This is a genomic window from Priestia sp. 10L35, from assembly GCF_056395685.1.
This window is the reverse complement of the sequence record NZ_JBFTKA010000001.1, coordinates 497,008-513,278: the sequence shown is the minus strand read 5'-3', so window position 1 is coordinate 513,278 and position 16,271 is coordinate 497,008. Positions and strand designations below refer to the sequence as shown.

The following is a 16,271-nucleotide window of genomic DNA, read 5'->3' as shown; positions in this document are numbered from 1 at the left end:
TTTTAACCGCTTTCAATACACTTTTTTCTACCATTATATCATTTTTGTGGTAGTGGCTTTCCAATAATATTTCGACGTTTCTGTGAAGTCTTCCTCTCATTCTACAAGTTCGACATTTTTTCAAAAAACCTTGCTTGTTTTTCTAATTCACGACATTTTTCATAAAAAAAACAGGTAAGTGAAAATTACTTACCTGTTTGAGACATTGAATATAATTGTTTGACTTCATGCGCTGTAAGCTCACGAGCTTCTCCTGCATTTAATCCGCGTAAATCTAAAGGTCCGTAGCGTTCACGTTTTAATTTTAAGACAGAATGCCCAATTGCATCGAACATGCGACGTACTTGACGATTTTTCCCTTCATGAATCGTCAATTCCACAATCGCCGTCTGCTTGCTTTTATCAATAGAAAGAACTTTTGCACGAGCTGGTGCTGTTTTTCCGTCCTCTAGCATCACACCGCGCTGCAGCTGTCTGATTTTTTCACGACTTGGAATTCCTTTAATTTTAGCCACATACACTTTGTCCACTTCAAATTTAGGGTGCATTAGCTGATTAGCAAATTCACCGTCGTTTGTTAAAAGAAGTAAACCCGACGTATCATAGTCTAGACGTCCAATTGGATAAATTCTTTCTTCTACATGTGGAAAGAAGTCAACGACTGTTTTTCTTCCCTTGTCGTCGTTAGCAGCTGAAATTACGCCTCTTGGTTTGTATAACATAAAATAAACGGGCGCTTCGCTTTCTACAGGCACTTCGTCTACTTCAATTTTATCGTTAGGACCTACTTTCGTGCCCAATTCTCTTACAACTTTTCCATTTACTTTCACTCGGCCTTGGCCGATTAATTCTTCAGCTTTACGTCTTGATGCTACACCTGCGTGAGCAATCACTTTTTGTAATCGTTCCATTAACACTTCACCTCTTGTAACATCTTACTTGTTTACGAAGTAATACACAAGTGTATTTGCCACTCAGAGGTAGAATTTTCGATTTCTTACCGGCCAAACACAAGGATTACAATGACAACTGAGGCAATAATTCCTACCAAATCTGCCAGTAAACCAACCTTCAGCGCATCTCCCATTTTTTTAATGCCAACCGCTCCGAAATAAACCGTTAAAATATAAAATGTGGTATCTGTACTTCCCTGCATGGTCGATGCCAAACGACCGATAAAAGAATCAGGTCCGTATGTAGAAATTAGATCCGTCGTGATACCAAGAGCAGCCGTTCCAGATATCGGTTTGATAAGAGCTAAAGGTACAATTTCAGCCGGAACGCCGACTGCTTGCAGCATAGGTTTTAAAACAGATAAGAAAAAATCAAGCGCTCCTGAAGCTCGAAAAATAGAGATGCTCACTAACATGCCGACTAAGTAAGGAATGATGGAAAAAGCAATTTGTAATCCATCTTTCCCTCCCTCTACAAACTTTTCATACGTAGGAATTTTTTTATAGGTTCCATAAAGTAAAATGCATCCTACAATAAGAGGAATAAACATCAATGATACTTGATTAAGCATAGTCATTTTCGTTTTCCTCCTTTTCGTGTACGTCGATAATAAAAGAAGCGATCAATGATGATAGCTCCTATCGTAGCTACAACAGTTGCTAAAAGCGTGGTACCGACAATTTCAGTAGGATTAGCCGAGTTATACGTAATCCGAATGGCAATAACTGTGGTTGGTATAAGTGTTAAACTGGTTGTGTTAAGTGCTAAAAGTGTGATCATAGAACGGCTTGCTTCGTCTCTATCGCCGTTTAGCTTTTTAAGCTGCTCCATCGCTTTAATGCCAAGAGGAGTTGCCGCATTCCCGAGCCCAAACATATTCGCCATCATATTGGACAATATGTACCCTAAGGCCGGATGATCTTTTGGAACATCAGGGAAAAGTCTTGTAATGATGGGTCGAAACAGTTTCGCTAACTTGTCGAGAAGCCCTGCACTTTGAGCAATATTCATCATCCCTAACCAAAAGACAAGGACGCTGATTAACCCAATGCTGATGGTCACTGCTTCGCCTGCTCCTTGAAAAATTGCTTTGTTTACATCACCGATTTTTCCATTTATAATCGCAAAAACAATTCCGATAATGGTCAGCAGCATCCAAATAATATTAACCATCTGTTTTGGCTCCAGACTGAATAAACATTAATCGCTTCACTTTATCAAAAAAACCTTTTTGCTGCTCGGACTGCTTTTCGAAATAAATTGGAACACTGTCAATCGTCTCTCCACTTCTATAAATATCGAGCTTTCCTACCACATTTGGAACTTCCCCTGTTTCTTTCCACTGCTTTTTAGGCTGAATTAACGTTGTTTTTACTTCTACAGAGCTTTGTTCTTTCTTTGTGAGCGGATAGACGACATTTCGTTTAATATACAACTGATCTTTATAGAAAGAATCCTTTATATCTACCAATTCTCCTTTTGCAGCTAAACTGGTCATATCATATTTATCAAATGCATTTTCATACATGGAAATGTGATCGTTCCAATCATCTGGAGCATTAATCGTTACGGCAATTAAGTCCATTCCATCTTTTGTAGCAGTTGTCACAAGCGTTCGTTTTGCTAATTTTGTATACCCTGTTTTTCCGCCAGTACAGTATGCATATAGTGTTGTCAGCAGTTTATTTTTGTTTTTCCACACTCGATCCCATTTCTCTTCAGGATGCTTCATTCGATAGACTTTTGTTCCTGAAATCTCTTTAAAAATTTTATTATTCATTGCATAGCGCATGAGCAGAGCCATATCGTGCGCAGTTGAGCGATGATTTTCATGATCGTCTAATCCATGCGGATTTTGAAATGTTGTGTTTGTCATGCCAATTTCTTCTGCTTTTTTATTCATCAAATAAACAAATCCATCTTCGCTTCCTCCAACGGCTTCTGCGATAGCTACAGCAGCATCATTACCTGAACGAAGCATCAAGCCATATACTAAATCTTTTAATTTTATTTTTTCACCTTCAACTAAATACACAGAAGAACCTTCAACACCAACTGCGCTGTGGCTCACGGTAACTGTTTTATTTATTTTGCCAGATTCAATCGCCAGTATTGCTGTCATAATTTTTGTAATGCTAGCAATTCGGCTAACTTGATCTGCATTTTTAGCATATAACACTCTCCCTGATTTCTGTTCCATCAAAATAGCACTATGAGCACTTACGCTCCCCGCTGCAGATGATATGGAAGGCCAACCGCTGAGACATAGCAATACAATAAATAGATAGATGATACTTTTTTTGCTTCTTTTCATGTCATCCCCGTCCCTCTACCTGTTTGTACAAGTTTATGCTCGTCTTTTTTGGTTATGAATGAAAAGATTTGTCCATACAAAAAAGAACATAGAAAAAACTCTATGTTCTTTTACATTTTCACTTCATTTCTTGAAACGATTGAAAAAACAAATCTGCTTCTTGATCGGTTCCTTCTTGTAATAAATCTTCTGGAAGCGGCGGCAGCTCTTCGATACTTTTAAGGCCAAAATAGCCTAAAAATTCTTTTGTCGTTCCGTATAAGATGGCCCGCCCTGCGCCTTCCGCTCGTCCCACTTCCTTTAATAAAACTTTTCCAATTAAAGTTTGAAGAGGTCTTTCCGTTTTCACTCCGCGAATCTCTTCGATTTCAGCTCTTGTAATTGGCTGCTTATACGCTACAATAGCTAACGTTTCAAGCGCTGCTTGTGATAATGATTGATTAGCGGGAGCTTCTACGAGCTTCTCAATATATGGTGCATAGTCTTTTTTTGTGACAAGCTGATAGGACCCTCCTATTTCAACAAGTGTAACTCCTCTGAACTTACACTCTTGCTCTAAGCTCTCCAAAGCACCTTGAATGTCTTCATGAGGCTTTTCTATAATCTCAGCTAACCGGCTAATGGATAGACCTTCATCACCAGAAACGAAAAGTAAGCTCTCAATAATAGCCTGTAGATTTTTCGTTGTCATTCCTCTTCATTCCTTTCTCGATACGATACATAAAGCTCATCTAGATTGTGCTGCTGTTCCACAACGATTTCATTTTCTTTCATTAATTCCAGCACAGCTAAAAACGTTACAACAATATGATCACGCTCTTGATAAGGAAACAGCTGATAAAAACTTTTTTTCCCTTTAAACACTTTTAATTCATTCACAATTTCACTCATGCGCTTGTCAATTGGAATGTCTTGCCTTGCTATTTTCGTCTGCATAGGCTTTTTATTTTGCTTTCGTTTCATCAACTTTTGAAAAGCACTTAGCATATCATACAGTGATATATCCAATCCTTCATCCTGAAGCTGCGTACGTTCTTCTGCATTTATTTGCACATTACTTGGAGGTTTTGTATACACATGACTTTGGTCTTCTTCCAGCTTTTGAAGCTCTACAGCCGCTTCTTTAAACTTTCGATATTCAATTAAGCGCTGCATCAATTCTTCACGCGGATCTTCTTCATCGACCATTTCAATTTCATCCATATCTTCTTCATACGTAGGCAGAAGCATTTTACTTTTAATTTGAAGCAAAGTTGCTGCCATGACTAGATATTCACTGGCAACGTCTAGCTGAAGCTCATTCATTGTATGTATAAACATCATATATTGCTCAGTAATTGTCGCTACTGGGATATCGTAAATATCAATTTCAAATCGGTTAATCAAATGCAGAAGAAGATCTAAAGGTCCTTCAAACGCATCTACTTTTACACTATACTCCACTTTTATCTCACCAACACTTTTCAATTGCTTATCATTTCTGCTGCTTTATATAACGTTACTATCATTAGTATAGAGGATTATAGACACATGTCCAATACAAATTAACGTAAAAATAGGTCATTTGCCCATACAAAAAGTTTAAACATACATATGATGTCAAGGTAATAAGATTTTGAAATGGCTGAAGGAGGAACTCGCATGGGTGAAAAATCTTGTGGATACGGTAGCGGTTTCGCTTTAATTGTTGTACTGTTTATTTTATTAATTATTGTTGGTTGTTCTTGCTTACGCTTCTAACCACACATATTGAATAAAAACAAACGTGTTCGCCATACCTTGAGCACGTTTGTCTCTTTAAAGGCACCGCGCTGATGAATAGCTAATTTTTGTGATACACTACATATAGAGCCTTACCAGGAGGGAACAAGATTGTATTCACAAGCCTATATTGATTATTTAGTTCATTTTCATGGCGACCGGGATTACTTTGAATGTCATGAACTGCTAGAAGAACACTGGAAAAAAGACCAAAGAGGACACCGCAATATTATTTGGGTTGGCCTTATTCAAATTGCTGTTTCACTCTATCATCATCGACGCCAAAATTTCGCTGGAGCCAAAAGAACGATGCAAAAGACGCTGGCAATTTTAACGAAGGAAGAAGAAAATATTGCACAGCTTGGACTTAATTATCCTTCACTGCTTAAACTTCTTCGCAAACAATTAGCTTTAATCGATACCTATCAGCCATATAAAAGTATTAACTTGCCCATTGAAGATCCAGCATTATTACGAGCTTGCAAACAAAGAAGCACTGATAAACAGCTTGTCTGGTTATCAGCTTCTAATCTGCAAAATGATGCGATTGTTCATCGTCACAGCACGCGAGATCGGTCAGATGTGATTGCGGAAAGGCAAGCGAACTTATTGGCAAAACAAAACAACAGGTAGCTTCTAGCTACCTGTTGTTTTATGATGACTAAGATGTGAAAGAAGCTTTCACACCTTACCTAATCATGCTTTTTTTATTCATCCGCCTGACACTTTTCATAAAACGGAGCGATAATTTCACTCGGCTTAATTTGTGCAGTCGTATACATTTCTTTAAGAGCTTTAATCATTTTTTTGCCAATGCCCTGTTGGCGGTGTGAAGGGTTTACACTGACGTGTTGAACCTCAATCAAACTTTTATCGAGCATGGAAATGCCAACAATCCCAATAATATCTTCTTCTTGCTTCCAAAGATACAGCTGCCAATGTTCGTTTTGCTCATATTCTTTCATCGTTTGTTGAAGTTTTTTTAAATCTTTTTCCGTAGGTACAAACGATAGAAGACCCATGGCAATTTTTTCATAGTTTCGTTTATAGCGAATAAGCATACGATTCTCCCTCGTCCTCAAACTTTCCTACAAATTAATGCGCTGCGTTTTTTACTGCTTTTATCATACAAAATTTATAAGTAAATAGCAATATTACACAAAAGCTTGTCCTATGTCATGCGTGTATGAGAAACCTAATCTATTACGCTTTTTGAGCTGTTGCGCGAAGAAAAAACGCCGTAACCCCCTGTAAAAGGTTGTTATGACGTTTTATTAGCTAATATCCATTTATAGCAGTATGCTCTTATTCTTCCCAGACTTTTACTTCTTTCATTACGTCGCCATTTTTCATTTTTAACACTGTATCAAGTCCTTCTGTTACTTTTCCAAATACAGTGTGAACACCGTTCAAATGAGGCTGTGGCTCATGAACAAGAAAGAACTGACTGCCGCCTGTGTCTTTACCAGCATGTGCCATTGATAGAGAACCCGCTTCGTGTTTGTGAGGGTTTCCTTCTGTTTCACATTTAATTGAGTAGCCAGGGCCGCCAGCACCTGTACCAGTTGGGTCTCCTCCTTGAGAAACAAATCCAGGGATAACGCGGTGGAACGTTACGCCATTGTAGAATCCTTCATTAGCTAACTTTTCAAAGTTTTCTACTGTTCCTGGTGCTTCGTTCGGAAATAAATCGATTAGAATTTTTTCGCCATTTTCCATTAGAATACTTGCTTTTTTCATATAAATGACCTCCAATATATGTATTAGTACCGCTATAGGCTCTGTTTTCCCTATCAAAGCGGCAAAACGTAAAAATTGTAAGTGCCACCTAGAGTAGAACACTTACATTTATAAACTCACTCTATTCTACTACAAACAAGCTCATGAATTCAATGAATGCACTTTTTCACTTTCTTCTCGTAGGGCTCTAAATAAAAAATAGTAGTTGTGAGATGAAACTTTTTATAGTATCATCCGTCTAATACAGTGATGGAGATACATAGATTTCATTTCATATAGAAATCTACGCCTCTAGACTGATTTATGGGAAAATGATGAATTGACTCTGTTACTTCAGACCTGCCCGTATTATAATAGGGCAAGTATGGGATTAAAGGAGGAAAAAGGTTTGAAATTAACGATAAAAGCAATGATGGTGACATTAGGTCTTCTTCTATTCCTAACCGCACCCTTAAAAAGTTTTGCAGATGCTGCTCCGGGCGATGTTATTATTACATTAGGTCAGGACTTAACCAGCTCTCAGAAGCAACAGGTATTAAATGACCTTGATGCGCCAAGCAATGCTCAAACAGTAACCGTGACAAACCAAGAAGAGCATGAATATTTAGGTGACTTTATTCCAAAGGCTACTATTGGATCTCGTGCTATTTCATCTTCTAGTATTACCCTTGGTTCAAAAGATTCAGGTTTAAGCGTATCAACTCAAAATATTAATGGTATTACAGACGACATGTATATTAATGCTTTGATGACCGCCGGCGTTAAAGATGCAAAAATCCAGATTACCGCTCCATTTGAAGTATCTGGTACAGCTGCTTTAACAGGTATTATGAAAGCATATGAAGTTCAAACAGATCAAAAAATCCCAGAAGAAGTAAAAAAAGCAGCCAATGAAGAGATGGTCCAGACATCTGAGCTTGGTGAAAAAATCGGTAAAGAAAAAGCAGCGCAGTTTATGGCAACGATTAAAGAAGAAATTGCCAAAGAAAATCCTCAAACAAAGGACGATTTACGCACGTTAATTCAGCGAGTGGCTGATGATTTAGGTATTAAATTAACAGATTCAGAGCTTAATACACTTGTTGATTTTTTCAATCGTTTAAAAGATATGAACATCGATTGGAATCAAGTAAAAGACCAACTTTCTGCGACAAAGGAAAAAGTAACAACATTTCTTCAGTCAGAAGAAGGCCAATCATTTCTTGATAAATTAAAGCAATTCTTTGTTGATATTATTAATGCTATTAAATCGTTATTCTCATAAAAAAAAGAGCCTCTTGAACAAGAGGCTCTTTTTTTTACGTTAATCACTCGTTACTTTTTTACCGTCACCTTGTATTTCACGTCATTTTTTACAATATCTTCATACGTTTCGCGTTTTACGACTAGCTGTGCTTCTCCATCTTCCACGAACACGACAGCTGGCTTTGGCAAACGGTTATAGTGACTTGCCATAGAATAACCGTATGCGCCTGTACAAAACATCGCTAATAAATCATCTGGGTTTGCTTTTGGAAGGTGTACATCCCACATCAGCATATCCCCCGATTCGCAGCACTTACCCGCAATAGATACAAGCTCATCACTCTCATCATTCATTCGATTGGCAATGACCGCTTCATATTTCGCTTGATACAGCGCAGGACGGATATTGTCGTTCATTCCTCCGTCAATGGCTACATATTCACGTACATTAGGTACATGCTTACGAGAACCAATTGAATACAGAGTCGTTCCAGCATCTCCTACAAGAGAGCGGCCGGGCTCAATCCAAATTTCAGGGATTTCTACCTCTAACTGTTTAGACTGCTTTTTGACCTCTTCTATAATAACTTCCACATACTGCGAAACAGGAATAGGCTGATCTTCTTCCGTATAACGAATGCCAAAGCCGCCGCCTAAATTTAATACTTGCGGAACAAATTCTATACGTTGTTTCCACTCTTTCATTTTTGCAAAAAGCTTTTGAGTCGCCATAATAAATCCGGTTGTTTCAAAAATTTGAGATCCTATATGACAGTGAATACCTAAAAGTTCTAGCCCCTTGCTATTTTGCACAAGACGCACAGCTTCGTCTGCTTGACCGTTTTGAAGATCAAACCCAAACTTCGAGTCTTCCTGCCCTGTCAAGATATAATCATGTGTATGAGCTTCAATTCCGGGTGTTAATCTGAGAAGAACAGGCATCTTTTTTGGATACTGTTCCGTTATTTCCTGAAGCAATGCAATTTCATAAAAATTATCAACTACAATGCATCCTACATCTTCTTTGATGGCCATTTCTAGTTCTGCTCGGCTTTTATTGTTTCCATGAAAATGAATCCGTTCTTTCGGAAAGTCAGCTGCTAAAGCCGTATACAGTTCTCCTCCCGAAACAACGTCTAACGAAAGACCTTCTTCATGAACGACTTGGAGCATGGCAATTGTAGAAAAAGCTTTGCTTGCATAAGCGACCTGTGCTTTTACCCCATGCTTTTCAAATGTTTCTTTAAATCCTCTAGCACGCTGCCGAATTAAAGCCACGTCATATACGTAAAGGGGTGTCCCAAAATTTGATGCTAATTCAAGCGTATCAACTCCACCAATTTCAAGATGGCCCTGTTTATTTATGCGACTTGTTCCGTGTAAAAACATGTTTAGACCCCGTTCCTGTGTATAGTGTAAAAAAGACAGTTAACGGCAATTCGCTGCTAACTGTCTAAATATTTATTATTTTCCATATTTAAAACAAATCTATCACATCTTCATACAGGTTTCAACCACCTATTTTGTTTAAGGTTTTGCAGGCTGGCGGTCTTTATCCTGCGGATGCACAATACTAGGTCGCGGATTTGCTCCAGGAACCGGTGTACGAATAATAATCTGCCATAAAGCCTGCGGGTTGAATGGAAGAAACGGCCACAAATAAGGCGTATTCAATGATTTTAATCGCGCCATATAGAGAATGATACACGTTGTTGCAATAAGAAACCCTGGAGTATGAAAGGCCGCCACAAAAATTAACAGAAACAATCGCAGCATTTTATTTGCTACTGCTAACTCATAGCTTGGCGTTGAAAAAGAACCAATGGACGCAATAGCTACATAAAGAATAACTTCCGGAACAAACAATCCTACATCAATGGCAATCTGTCCAATGAGTGCTGCAGCAATTAAACCCATAGCAGTAGCAAGCGGTGTCGGCGTATGAATGGCGGCCATCCTCAGGAACTCAACCCCTAGATCGGCTAAGAAAATCTGGATAACTGTCGGAATATTTGTTGCTTCGTTTGGCCCAATAAATTGCAATTTTGCCGGCAGCAGATCTGGCTCAAGTACAAATAACAGCCATAGCGGTAATAAGAAAAGAGACGCAAGAATTCCTAAAAACCGTATCCAGCGTATAAAGGTACCTACAGAAGGAGACTGCCTGTATTCTTCTGCATGCTGCACGTGATGAAACAGCGTAGTTGGTGTAATAATAACGCTTGGTGATGTATCGGTAATAATAATGACATGCCCCTCTAGTACATGAGCTGCTGCTGTGTCCGGACGTTCTGTATAGCGTACCATTGGAAAAGGATTAATTCCTTGTTTGACTAAAAACTCTTCAATGGATTTGTCAGCCATAGGCAAACCATCTACATCGATAGCTTCCAGTTCATCTTTTATCAGTTTAACCAGTCCTGGATCAGCTACCCCCTTTATGTACCCAATCGCTACGTCCAGTTTCGAACGTTCGCCTACCTTCATAATTTCAAAACGAAATCTTCCGTCACGGATTCGTCTTCTCGTTAACGCTGTATTGATAATGATGTTTTCAGTGTATCCATCTCTTGCTCCGCGAATCACTTTCTCTGTATCCGCTTCTTCAGGCGATCTGCCGGGATACGTACGCACATCGACTTCAAAGCCAACTTCTTCACCGTCAATTAAAACGAATAACAGTCCTGATAAAACAGAAACCATTCCATCATCCAGCGTTTTTAAAGGCTTTACTTGCTGATGAATAAGACGGTTTTCAACAATATCCTTTAGCTTCGCTCGTTCAACTTCATTATCATTAATTTGAACGAGCACTTTTGTAATTTCAATAATAAATGAACTATCGCACAGTCCTGTTACATAGTAAACATGAACTTCTCGATCCAGAATAAGTAGTTTACGCACGCCCACATCAAAGCTTGTATTCATACTAGCGTTTTCTTTGAACCACTGATCGTTTTTTTGCACTTTTGAAAAAATAGCTGTTTTCTGCTCTGCTGGCTTACCCAAACGAACCGCTCCTTTCTAAAATAAGTCGTGCCGCTTTTTCTGTAATAGGACATCCCAGTTTAACATCATCCATCCTAGCCATTTTGCCGATATCCCCAATTCCTACAACTAAGGGAATATCGAGCTGATCCAAGCAGTAAACTGTATCTCCATTAATTCGTCCGACTTCTAACTCTTGAATTCCGCTTTTATCCACGCCGTAATGCGATATTTCTCCAAAACGATCGATGGTTACATCCACTCTTGTCCATTCGCTTTGATGAGTACGTGATGCCACGGCAATCACTCCAAGAACTTCTACTTGAGGATGCTTTGCTACGTGTAGCAAAGCGATCTCTCCCGGTCCTTCCTCTAAGAAACCGCTATCGTCGAACATCACAAAGACGGGATCATATGGTGCTTGAAGGATTAGCTCTACCGTTTGACTGCCTGTTAACGTAGTAGGGTTTCCATATGACCTCGAAATGCATCTGCCACCAACCGATTTAGCTACATGCTCAATTGCTTTGCGAGCATATTCATCGCCATCCGTTACAATAATGATCCTTCTTTTTTTCATAATCTTTTATCCTTTCGGTTTAAAGATTAACGCGATAATAAAAGCAAATAAAATAGCTGCTGAAATTCCAGCCGAGGTAAGTTCAAAAATCCCAATCCCAATCCCGATAAATCCATGGTCATCCGCTTGCTTCATCGCTCCGTGCAGCAAAGAATGACCAAAGCTTGTAATTGGAACCGTCGCTCCGGCGCCAGCAAATTCAATTAACTTATCATAAAGACCAAATCCATCTAAAATCGCTCCTGCAACTACAAACGAACTCATAACATGCGCTGGAGTAAGCTTAGCAAAATCAAGCAGCAGCTGCCCAATAACGCAAATGATTCCTCCTACAGCAAAAGCTATTACATACTCCATTGATCATCCCCCTCCCCAATATGTTCTAAGACGACGCCATGAGCAATTGTTGGAATTGACTCTTTTTGCTGAATCATCGTTGGACTTAAAAGAGCTCCTGTTGCCACCATAAACACTTTCTTTAAGTTTCCTGATTTTAATTCATTTAAAATATGCCCATACGTGACAATAGCCGAGCAGCCGCAGCCGCTTCCTCCTGCAAATACATTTTGATCAGGGCGATATACCATTAATCCGCAATCATTATGATTGGTTGATATATCGTAGCCTTCGTCCTTGAGCAGCTGTTTTAAGATTGGACTTCCTACACCAGATAAATCTCCTGTTAAAATAAGATCATACTCGCTTGGAGCAACGTTTAAGTCTTCCAAATGTCTTTGAATGGTATCTGCAGCAGCTGGTGCCATAGCAGAACCCATGTCGTTTGCATTTTTAATCCCGTAATCCATTACCCGACCAATCGTTGCAGACGTGAGACGGACAATACCTTTTTCTTTCGAGACCAGCGCTGCCCCTGCTCCCGTAATGGTTGCCGTTGCTGTATCTGGTTTTTGTCCTCCGTACTCGGTAGGATTTCGAAATTGGCGCTCAGCCGTTGCGTTATGACTGCTCGCTGATGCAATAACACGATTAGCAAACCCTGCATCTACAAGAGCTGCTCCCGTTGCGAGCGTTTCCATTGATGTGGAGCAAGCGCCAAACATGCATAGAAATGGAATTTGGTTATGTCGGGCTACAAAATTAGCCGTTACGTTTTGATTTAATAAATCTCCAGCCAAAAACAAATCAACGTCTTCATATGATAAATTTACTTTTTGCAAACAGGAATCAATAGATTCCGTCATCAGCCTTCTTTCAGCTAACTCCCAGTTGTCTTCTTCACAGTGCAAATCTTTATGTGTAATATCAAATGTTTCTCCTAACGGTCCATCTGCTTCTTTTGGTCCTACTGCTGTTCCTGTAGCATTAATGTAAATAGGATTTTCATAAACCCACGTTTGCTTTCCAGTTTTTCTCATAATCCCCCTCTTTTCATAGCAAATAAGTTTTAAAAAGGTATCGAATGATTCCTACAATATAAGCGGAAACCGTTCCAAATACGATTACGTTTCCAGCTAGCTTGAACATATTCGTCGCAACCCCGAGAACAATCCCTTCACTTCGATGTTCGAGCGCTGCACTCGTCATGGAATTGGCAAAACCCGTAACAGGGACGGCTGAACCTGCACCTGCGAATTGACCAATACGATCATATATCCCAAACCCAGTTAAGAGCGCAGATATTAAAATAAGGGTTGCAACGGTAGGATTACCTGCATTTTTTTCATTAAAGTCAAAAAATGCAATATAGAAATTTTGAATTACCTGTCCTAATGTACAAATGATTCCCCCTACCAAAAAGGCTTTTAGGCAATTTGCCACATATGAAGGTTTAGGCTGAAATGGTTTAATGCTTTCTTGATAGTTATCTTTTAATTTTTGATTATTTGCCATGTTACATACATCCTTTTCTTATTGATTAACAAAATAAATCCAATGAAATAATGATCCGCATACTTTGCCTAGTACAATGGCCATTAACAATAAAATAAGCTTGCCTTCCATTCCTATCCGTTTCGTTAACGTCGGCAATACATTAAGCACTTCTGTTAACGCTGCTGCCAGCATCCCAATAAAAATACCGCTCGTTAGACCTATGATCATAATAAGCACCGCAGGAAACTGCCACGTGTATTGATGAAGACTGCACCACCCGCCTGTAACAGCACCACCCACCACTCCCCATTCATATGCTTGAATATATTTCATGGTTTTGGTCAGCTGCATCAAACGCGGAATAATGCCCAGCACCGTTAAAAATGCTACAAACCCAGCACCTGCAGCCAGTCCTCCCGCAAGTCCAATTACAATGGTCATCACAATGTTAATGATCATCAATTTTTTTCATACTTTCTTTATTCTCGTGCATAATGACGTATTGATCTAAGTCTTGCTGGTAATTAAACATTTCGACTTCGAGAGGACTAGGCTCTTCATTAATTCGTTTTCTAAAGACATGGTTAAAAAACAGAATCATTCCCAGGCCTAAACCGATAGAGTAAGGCACTTGAATCAGCAAAGGCTGCTTATCTCTCAGACCGGTCAGCATATAGAACAATTTTTGATGTACTTGTCTCATACTCACATCTTCGTGAAAGTTCATAATTGCTAAAGCAGCTCCGATGAAGAGAAGAAACCAAACAGCTAGAAAAAACAAAAAGGAATATTGTTTCTTTTTATACACGACCTCTACAATCGTTTGAGCGGGTCCAATCGTCTGAATGTCTAAATGCGGATACTGAGAGGCAACTTTTTGAATTACCTTCATTAAATCAACAATGATAATATTTCGATCACTCATACTGACTTGATATACAACTAGCTTTTCAATTTGCTTTTGAACAGAATCTCCTGCTATAACCATTGCTAATTGTCCAATATTTACAGCCTGATCAGGTTTTACTTGAATACGATGCCTCATTTTAAGATAAAGAACGTTTTCCATTCATATCACACCTTACGATTCATTATCTCCCTGTACGTGTAGTATGGATTTTCTTAAATTTTCTAATTCACGTTTCTGAACAGACCATTAATTACCAAATGAAAAAAGCAATCCGTTTCACTATTCTTGTTTGAATAGCAAAACGGATTGCTTCTTAAGTATTACGTATCATTCATATGCAGCTTCATTTGTTTTAAGATTTTCTTCTCAAGCCTCGATACCTGAACTTGAGAAATTCCCAGCCTTGCGGCCACTTCGGACTGAGTTTGATCTTTGTAATACCTCAAATAGACAATGAGCTTTTCACGCTCATCAAGTTCTTCAATTGCTTCTTTTAAGGCAATTTTATCAAACCACTTCGCTTCCGTATGATCAGCAATTTGGTCAAGAAGGGTAATTGGATCTCCATCATTTTCATAGACGGTCTCGTGAATAGATGAAGGAGCACGATTAGCTTCTTGAGCTAGCACTACTTCTTCAGGAGTGAGATCCAAATGTTCTGCAACCTCAGCGACTGTAGGGACGCGTCCAAGTAATTTGGAAAGCTCGTCTTTTGCCTTACGTATTTTATTGCTCATTTCTTTCAGAGAACGACTAACCTTTACCGTGCCATCATCACGAATAAATCGCTGAATTTCACCAATAATCATTGGAACAGCATATGTTGAAAATTTAACATCATACGATAAGTCAAATTTATCAACGGACTTTAATAGCCCTATGCATCCAATTTGAAATAAATCATCGGGCTCATAACCACGGTTAATAAAACGTTGAACAACCGACCAAACGAGCCGCATATTTTTTTGGACGATTGTATCTCGTGCAATTTGATCACCTTGCTGACTGCGCTTGATGAGGTCTTTAACTTCATGATCCTTTAAATACGGTTCGTTTTTATTTTTTTTGACCTCCACATCCATTGGCAAGTCTCCTTAATTACATAGCGCTTTACTATTTGTTAAGTGCTTTTTTAAATATAAGGTCGTACCTTCTAATACAGTAGACTCCACTCGAATTTCGTCCATAAAGTTTTCCATTATGGTGAAACCCATTCCAGAACGTTCTAGATCTGGTTTCGTTGTGTATAAAGGCTGCTTGGCTTCATCCACGTTATCGATACCAATTCCTTCATCACGAATCATCAGCTCGACTACACCGTCTTCATGAAGCGTCACAGAAATATATACCACACCATCCGGATTGCTTTCGTAGCCGTGAATAATAGCATTTGTTACTGCTTCAGATACGACTGTTTTAATTTCTGTTAACTCATCCATTGTTGGATCTAACTGCGTAATAAATGATGCTACCGTGACGCGAGCAAACGATTCATTTTGACTAAGCGCGGAAAATTGGAGGTTCATTTGATTTTTCATTATGCCACCCCCAATTTTTGAAGCGCGTTTTCTTCATTAGGTTCAAAACGAATAATTTTAAATAAGCCTGACATATTAAACAAACGTTCTATGGCAGGAGAAATAGCGCATACAACCATTTCCCCGCCGTTATTATGAACCTGTTTGTATCTCCCTAAAATAACCCCCAAGCCAGAGCTGTCCATAAAGGTTAAATGCTGTAAATTTAAAATCAAATGGCTGATAGATTCCTTCTCTATCGCTTCGGTGATTTTGCTTCTTAGCTCTTCTGCCGTATGATGATCTAATTCTCCTGTTAATCGAACCAACAAGACATCTTGTTTGAATTCCAATTCAATCGAAAGACTCACTATACAAACCTCCTCGGAAATCTTATAGTCAGTCTTTCGCTGCCGACAGAATAGAATC

Annotated in this window: 22 protein-coding genes; 3 read left to right on the top strand and 19 right to left on the bottom strand. The window is 39.0% G+C overall.

From position 1 onward, the window contains the following. Window positions 1-185: 185 nt before the first annotated feature. The 6 genes from AC1DEF_RS02660 to AC1DEF_RS02635 all read right to left on the bottom strand — a co-directional run bounded on the left by AC1DEF_RS02660 (window position 186) and on the right by AC1DEF_RS02635 (window position 4,711). The gene (locus AC1DEF_RS02660; RefSeq protein WP_013059055.1) at window positions 186-911 is read right to left on the bottom strand and encodes a pseudouridine synthase; all 726 of its coding nucleotides are present in this window, start codon (window positions 909-911) and stop codon (window positions 186-188) included. A gap of 86 nt (window positions 912-997) precedes the next feature. Beyond that, window positions 998-1,531 carry a spore maturation protein gene (locus tag AC1DEF_RS02655; RefSeq protein WP_013084923.1) on the bottom strand — a complete coding sequence of 178 codons (534 nt, stop codon included), beginning with the start codon at window positions 1,529-1,531 and terminating at the stop codon, window positions 998-1,000. Then, window positions 1,528-2,127 carry a nucleoside recognition domain-containing protein gene (locus tag AC1DEF_RS02650; RefSeq protein WP_013059057.1) on the bottom strand — a complete coding sequence of 200 codons (600 nt, stop codon included), beginning with the start codon at window positions 2,125-2,127 and terminating at the stop codon, window positions 1,528-1,530. Before AC1DEF_RS02650 ends, AC1DEF_RS02655 begins: the two co-directional genes overlap by 4 nt. Then, window positions 2,120-3,268: a D-alanyl-D-alanine carboxypeptidase family protein gene (locus AC1DEF_RS02645; RefSeq protein ID WP_097824555.1), complete on the bottom strand. Its 1,149-nt coding sequence runs from the start codon at window positions 3,266-3,268 to the stop codon at window positions 2,120-2,122. Before AC1DEF_RS02645 ends, AC1DEF_RS02650 begins: the two co-directional genes overlap by 8 nt. A gap of 118 nt (window positions 3,269-3,386) precedes the next feature. Then, window positions 3,387-3,959, bottom strand: a complete 573-nt coding sequence (gene scpB / locus AC1DEF_RS02640; protein WP_097824556.1) for an SMC-Scp complex subunit ScpB — start codon at window positions 3,957-3,959, stop codon at window positions 3,387-3,389. Further along, a complete protein-coding gene (locus AC1DEF_RS02635) occupies window positions 3,956-4,711 on the bottom strand; it encodes a segregation/condensation protein A (protein WP_097824557.1) in 756 nt (251 codons plus the stop codon). The genes scpB and AC1DEF_RS02635 overlap by 4 nt, the downstream gene beginning before the upstream one ends. Window positions 4,712-4,909: 198 nt before the next feature. Here AC1DEF_RS02635 and AC1DEF_RS02630 point away from each other — a divergent pair, with 198 nt between their 5' ends. Next, the gene (locus tag AC1DEF_RS02630) at window positions 4,910-5,008 is read left to right on the top strand and encodes a YjcZ family sporulation protein (protein ID WP_170836726.1); all 99 of its coding nucleotides are present in this window, start codon (window positions 4,910-4,912) and stop codon (window positions 5,006-5,008) included. Window positions 5,009-5,140: 132 nt separating this feature from the next. Further along, window positions 5,141-5,662, top strand: coding sequence for a DUF309 domain-containing protein (locus tag AC1DEF_RS02625; protein ID WP_097824558.1), 522 nt, complete (start codon window positions 5,141-5,143; stop codon window positions 5,660-5,662). A 74-nt stretch (window positions 5,663-5,736) separates the two neighbouring features. On the opposite strand, the gene AC1DEF_RS02620 is transcribed toward AC1DEF_RS02625, so the two are convergent. Both AC1DEF_RS02620 and AC1DEF_RS02615 read right to left on the bottom strand, forming a co-directional pair. Next, a complete protein-coding gene (locus AC1DEF_RS02620; RefSeq protein ID WP_013059063.1) occupies window positions 5,737-6,090 on the bottom strand; it encodes a GNAT family N-acetyltransferase in 354 nt (117 codons plus the stop codon). A 244-nt stretch (window positions 6,091-6,334) separates the two neighbouring features. Beyond that, window positions 6,335-6,769 (bottom strand): peptidylprolyl isomerase, encoded by a 435-nt coding sequence (locus AC1DEF_RS02615; protein ID WP_013059064.1) that lies wholly within the window; start codon window positions 6,767-6,769, stop codon window positions 6,335-6,337. A 388-nt stretch (window positions 6,770-7,157) separates the two neighbouring features. Between AC1DEF_RS02615 and AC1DEF_RS02610 the strand changes: the two genes are divergently transcribed. After that, entirely contained in the window at window positions 7,158-8,033 is an 876-nt protein-coding gene (locus tag AC1DEF_RS02610) for a DUF1002 domain-containing protein (protein ID WP_013059065.1), read from the top strand. Between the two features lie 50 nt (window positions 8,034-8,083). Here the strand turns inward: AC1DEF_RS02610 and lysA are convergent, their stop codons facing one another. The 11 genes from lysA to spoIIAA all read right to left on the bottom strand — a co-directional run bounded on the left by lysA (window position 8,084) and on the right by spoIIAA (window position 16,213). Next, window positions 8,084-9,403 (bottom strand): diaminopimelate decarboxylase, encoded by a 1,320-nt coding sequence (lysA, locus tag AC1DEF_RS02605; RefSeq protein WP_097824559.1) that lies wholly within the window; start codon window positions 9,401-9,403, stop codon window positions 8,084-8,086. A 138-nt stretch (window positions 9,404-9,541) separates the two neighbouring features. Continuing rightward, window positions 9,542-11,023, bottom strand: a complete 1,482-nt coding sequence (locus tag AC1DEF_RS02600; protein ID WP_097824560.1) for a spore germination protein — start codon at window positions 11,021-11,023, stop codon at window positions 9,542-9,544. After that, entirely contained in the window at window positions 11,016-11,582 is a 567-nt protein-coding gene (gene spoVAEA, locus AC1DEF_RS02595) for a stage V sporulation protein SpoVABEA (protein WP_097824561.1), read from the bottom strand. Before spoVAEA ends, AC1DEF_RS02600 begins: the two co-directional genes overlap by 8 nt. Window positions 11,583-11,588: 6 nt before the next feature. Beyond that, a complete protein-coding gene (gene spoVAE, locus AC1DEF_RS02590) occupies window positions 11,589-11,939 on the bottom strand; it encodes a stage V sporulation protein AE (RefSeq protein WP_025750441.1) in 351 nt (116 codons plus the stop codon). Then, on the bottom strand, window positions 11,927-12,958 hold the full coding sequence (gene spoVAD, locus AC1DEF_RS02585) for a stage V sporulation protein AD (protein WP_097824562.1): 1,032 nt from the start codon (window positions 12,956-12,958) through the stop codon (window positions 11,927-11,929). Before spoVAD ends, spoVAE begins: the two co-directional genes overlap by 13 nt. Before the next feature lie 13 nt (window positions 12,959-12,971). Then, window positions 12,972-13,433 carry a stage V sporulation protein AC gene (gene spoVAC, locus AC1DEF_RS02580; protein WP_097824563.1) on the bottom strand — a complete coding sequence of 154 codons (462 nt, stop codon included), beginning with the start codon at window positions 13,431-13,433 and terminating at the stop codon, window positions 12,972-12,974. Window positions 13,434-13,451: 18 nt separating this feature from the next. After that, complete coding sequence (locus tag AC1DEF_RS02575) at window positions 13,452-13,874, bottom strand: stage V sporulation protein AB (protein ID WP_014458301.1); 423 nt, start codon at window positions 13,872-13,874, stop codon at window positions 13,452-13,454. Continuing rightward, window positions 13,864-14,484 carry a stage V sporulation protein AA gene (locus AC1DEF_RS02570; RefSeq protein ID WP_097824564.1) on the bottom strand — a complete coding sequence of 207 codons (621 nt, stop codon included), beginning with the start codon at window positions 14,482-14,484 and terminating at the stop codon, window positions 13,864-13,866. The genes AC1DEF_RS02575 and AC1DEF_RS02570 overlap by 11 nt, the downstream gene beginning before the upstream one ends. Window positions 14,485-14,645: 161 nt before the next feature. Next, complete coding sequence (gene sigF, locus AC1DEF_RS02565; RefSeq protein ID WP_013059074.1) at window positions 14,646-15,407, bottom strand: RNA polymerase sporulation sigma factor SigF; 762 nt, start codon at window positions 15,405-15,407, stop codon at window positions 14,646-14,648. Window positions 15,408-15,419: 12 nt separating this feature from the next. Beyond that, entirely contained in the window at window positions 15,420-15,863 is a 444-nt protein-coding gene (gene spoIIAB, locus AC1DEF_RS02560) for an anti-sigma F factor (protein ID WP_013084935.1), read from the bottom strand. Further along, the gene (spoIIAA, locus tag AC1DEF_RS02555) at window positions 15,863-16,213 is read right to left on the bottom strand and encodes an anti-sigma F factor antagonist (protein WP_013059076.1); all 351 of its coding nucleotides are present in this window, start codon (window positions 16,211-16,213) and stop codon (window positions 15,863-15,865) included. The genes spoIIAB and spoIIAA overlap by 1 nt, the downstream gene beginning before the upstream one ends. Window positions 16,214-16,271: the final 58 nt, after the last annotated feature.

Coding starts and splice junctions, on each gene's coding strand:
- AC1DEF_RS02645 (WP_097824555.1), bottom strand. CDS start 3,268: ATGAAAAGAAGCAAAAAAAGTATCATCTATCTATTTATTGTATTGCTA.
- lysA (WP_097824559.1), bottom strand. CDS start 9,403: ATGTTTTTACACGGAACAAGTCGCATAAATAAACAGGGCCATCTTGAA.
- AC1DEF_RS02660 (WP_013059055.1), bottom strand. CDS start 911: ATGGAACGATTACAAAAAGTGATTGCTCACGCAGGTGTAGCATCAAGA.
- sigF (WP_013059074.1), bottom strand. CDS start 15,407: ATGGATGTGGAGGTCAAAAAAAATAAAAACGAACCGTATTTAAAGGAT.
- spoVAC (WP_097824563.1), bottom strand. CDS start 13,433: ATGGCAAATAATCAAAAATTAAAAGATAACTATCAAGAAAGCATTAAA.
- spoIIAB (WP_013084935.1), bottom strand. CDS start 15,863: ATGAAAAATCAAATGAACCTCCAATTTTCCGCGCTTAGTCAAAATGAA.
- spoVAEA (WP_097824561.1), bottom strand. CDS start 11,582: ATGAAAAAAAGAAGGATCATTATTGTAACGGATGGCGATGAATATGCT.
- AC1DEF_RS02630 (WP_170836726.1), top strand. CDS start 4,910: ATGGGTGAAAAATCTTGTGGATACGGTAGCGGTTTCGCTTTAATTGTT.
- AC1DEF_RS02655 (WP_013084923.1), bottom strand. CDS start 1,531: ATGACTATGCTTAATCAAGTATCATTGATGTTTATTCCTCTTATTGTA.
- spoVAE (WP_025750441.1), bottom strand. CDS start 11,939: ATGGAGTATGTAATAGCTTTTGCTGTAGGAGGAATCATTTGCGTTATT.
- spoVAD (WP_097824562.1), bottom strand. CDS start 12,958: ATGAGAAAAACTGGAAAGCAAACGTGGGTTTATGAAAATCCTATTTAC.
- AC1DEF_RS02615 (WP_013059064.1), bottom strand. CDS start 6,769: ATGAAAAAAGCAAGTATTCTAATGGAAAATGGCGAAAAAATTCTAATC.
- AC1DEF_RS02575 (WP_014458301.1), bottom strand. CDS start 13,874: ATGATCATTAACATTGTGATGACCATTGTAATTGGACTTGCGGGAGGA.
- scpB (WP_097824556.1), bottom strand. CDS start 3,959: ATGACAACGAAAAATCTACAGGCTATTATTGAGAGCTTACTTTTCGTT.
- AC1DEF_RS02620 (WP_013059063.1), bottom strand. CDS start 6,090: ATGCTTATTCGCTATAAACGAAACTATGAAAAAATTGCCATGGGTCTT.
- AC1DEF_RS02570 (WP_097824564.1), bottom strand. CDS start 14,484: ATGGAAAACGTTCTTTATCTTAAAATGAGGCATCGTATTCAAGTAAAA.
- AC1DEF_RS02650 (WP_013059057.1), bottom strand. CDS start 2,127: ATGGTTAATATTATTTGGATGCTGCTGACCATTATCGGAATTGTTTTT.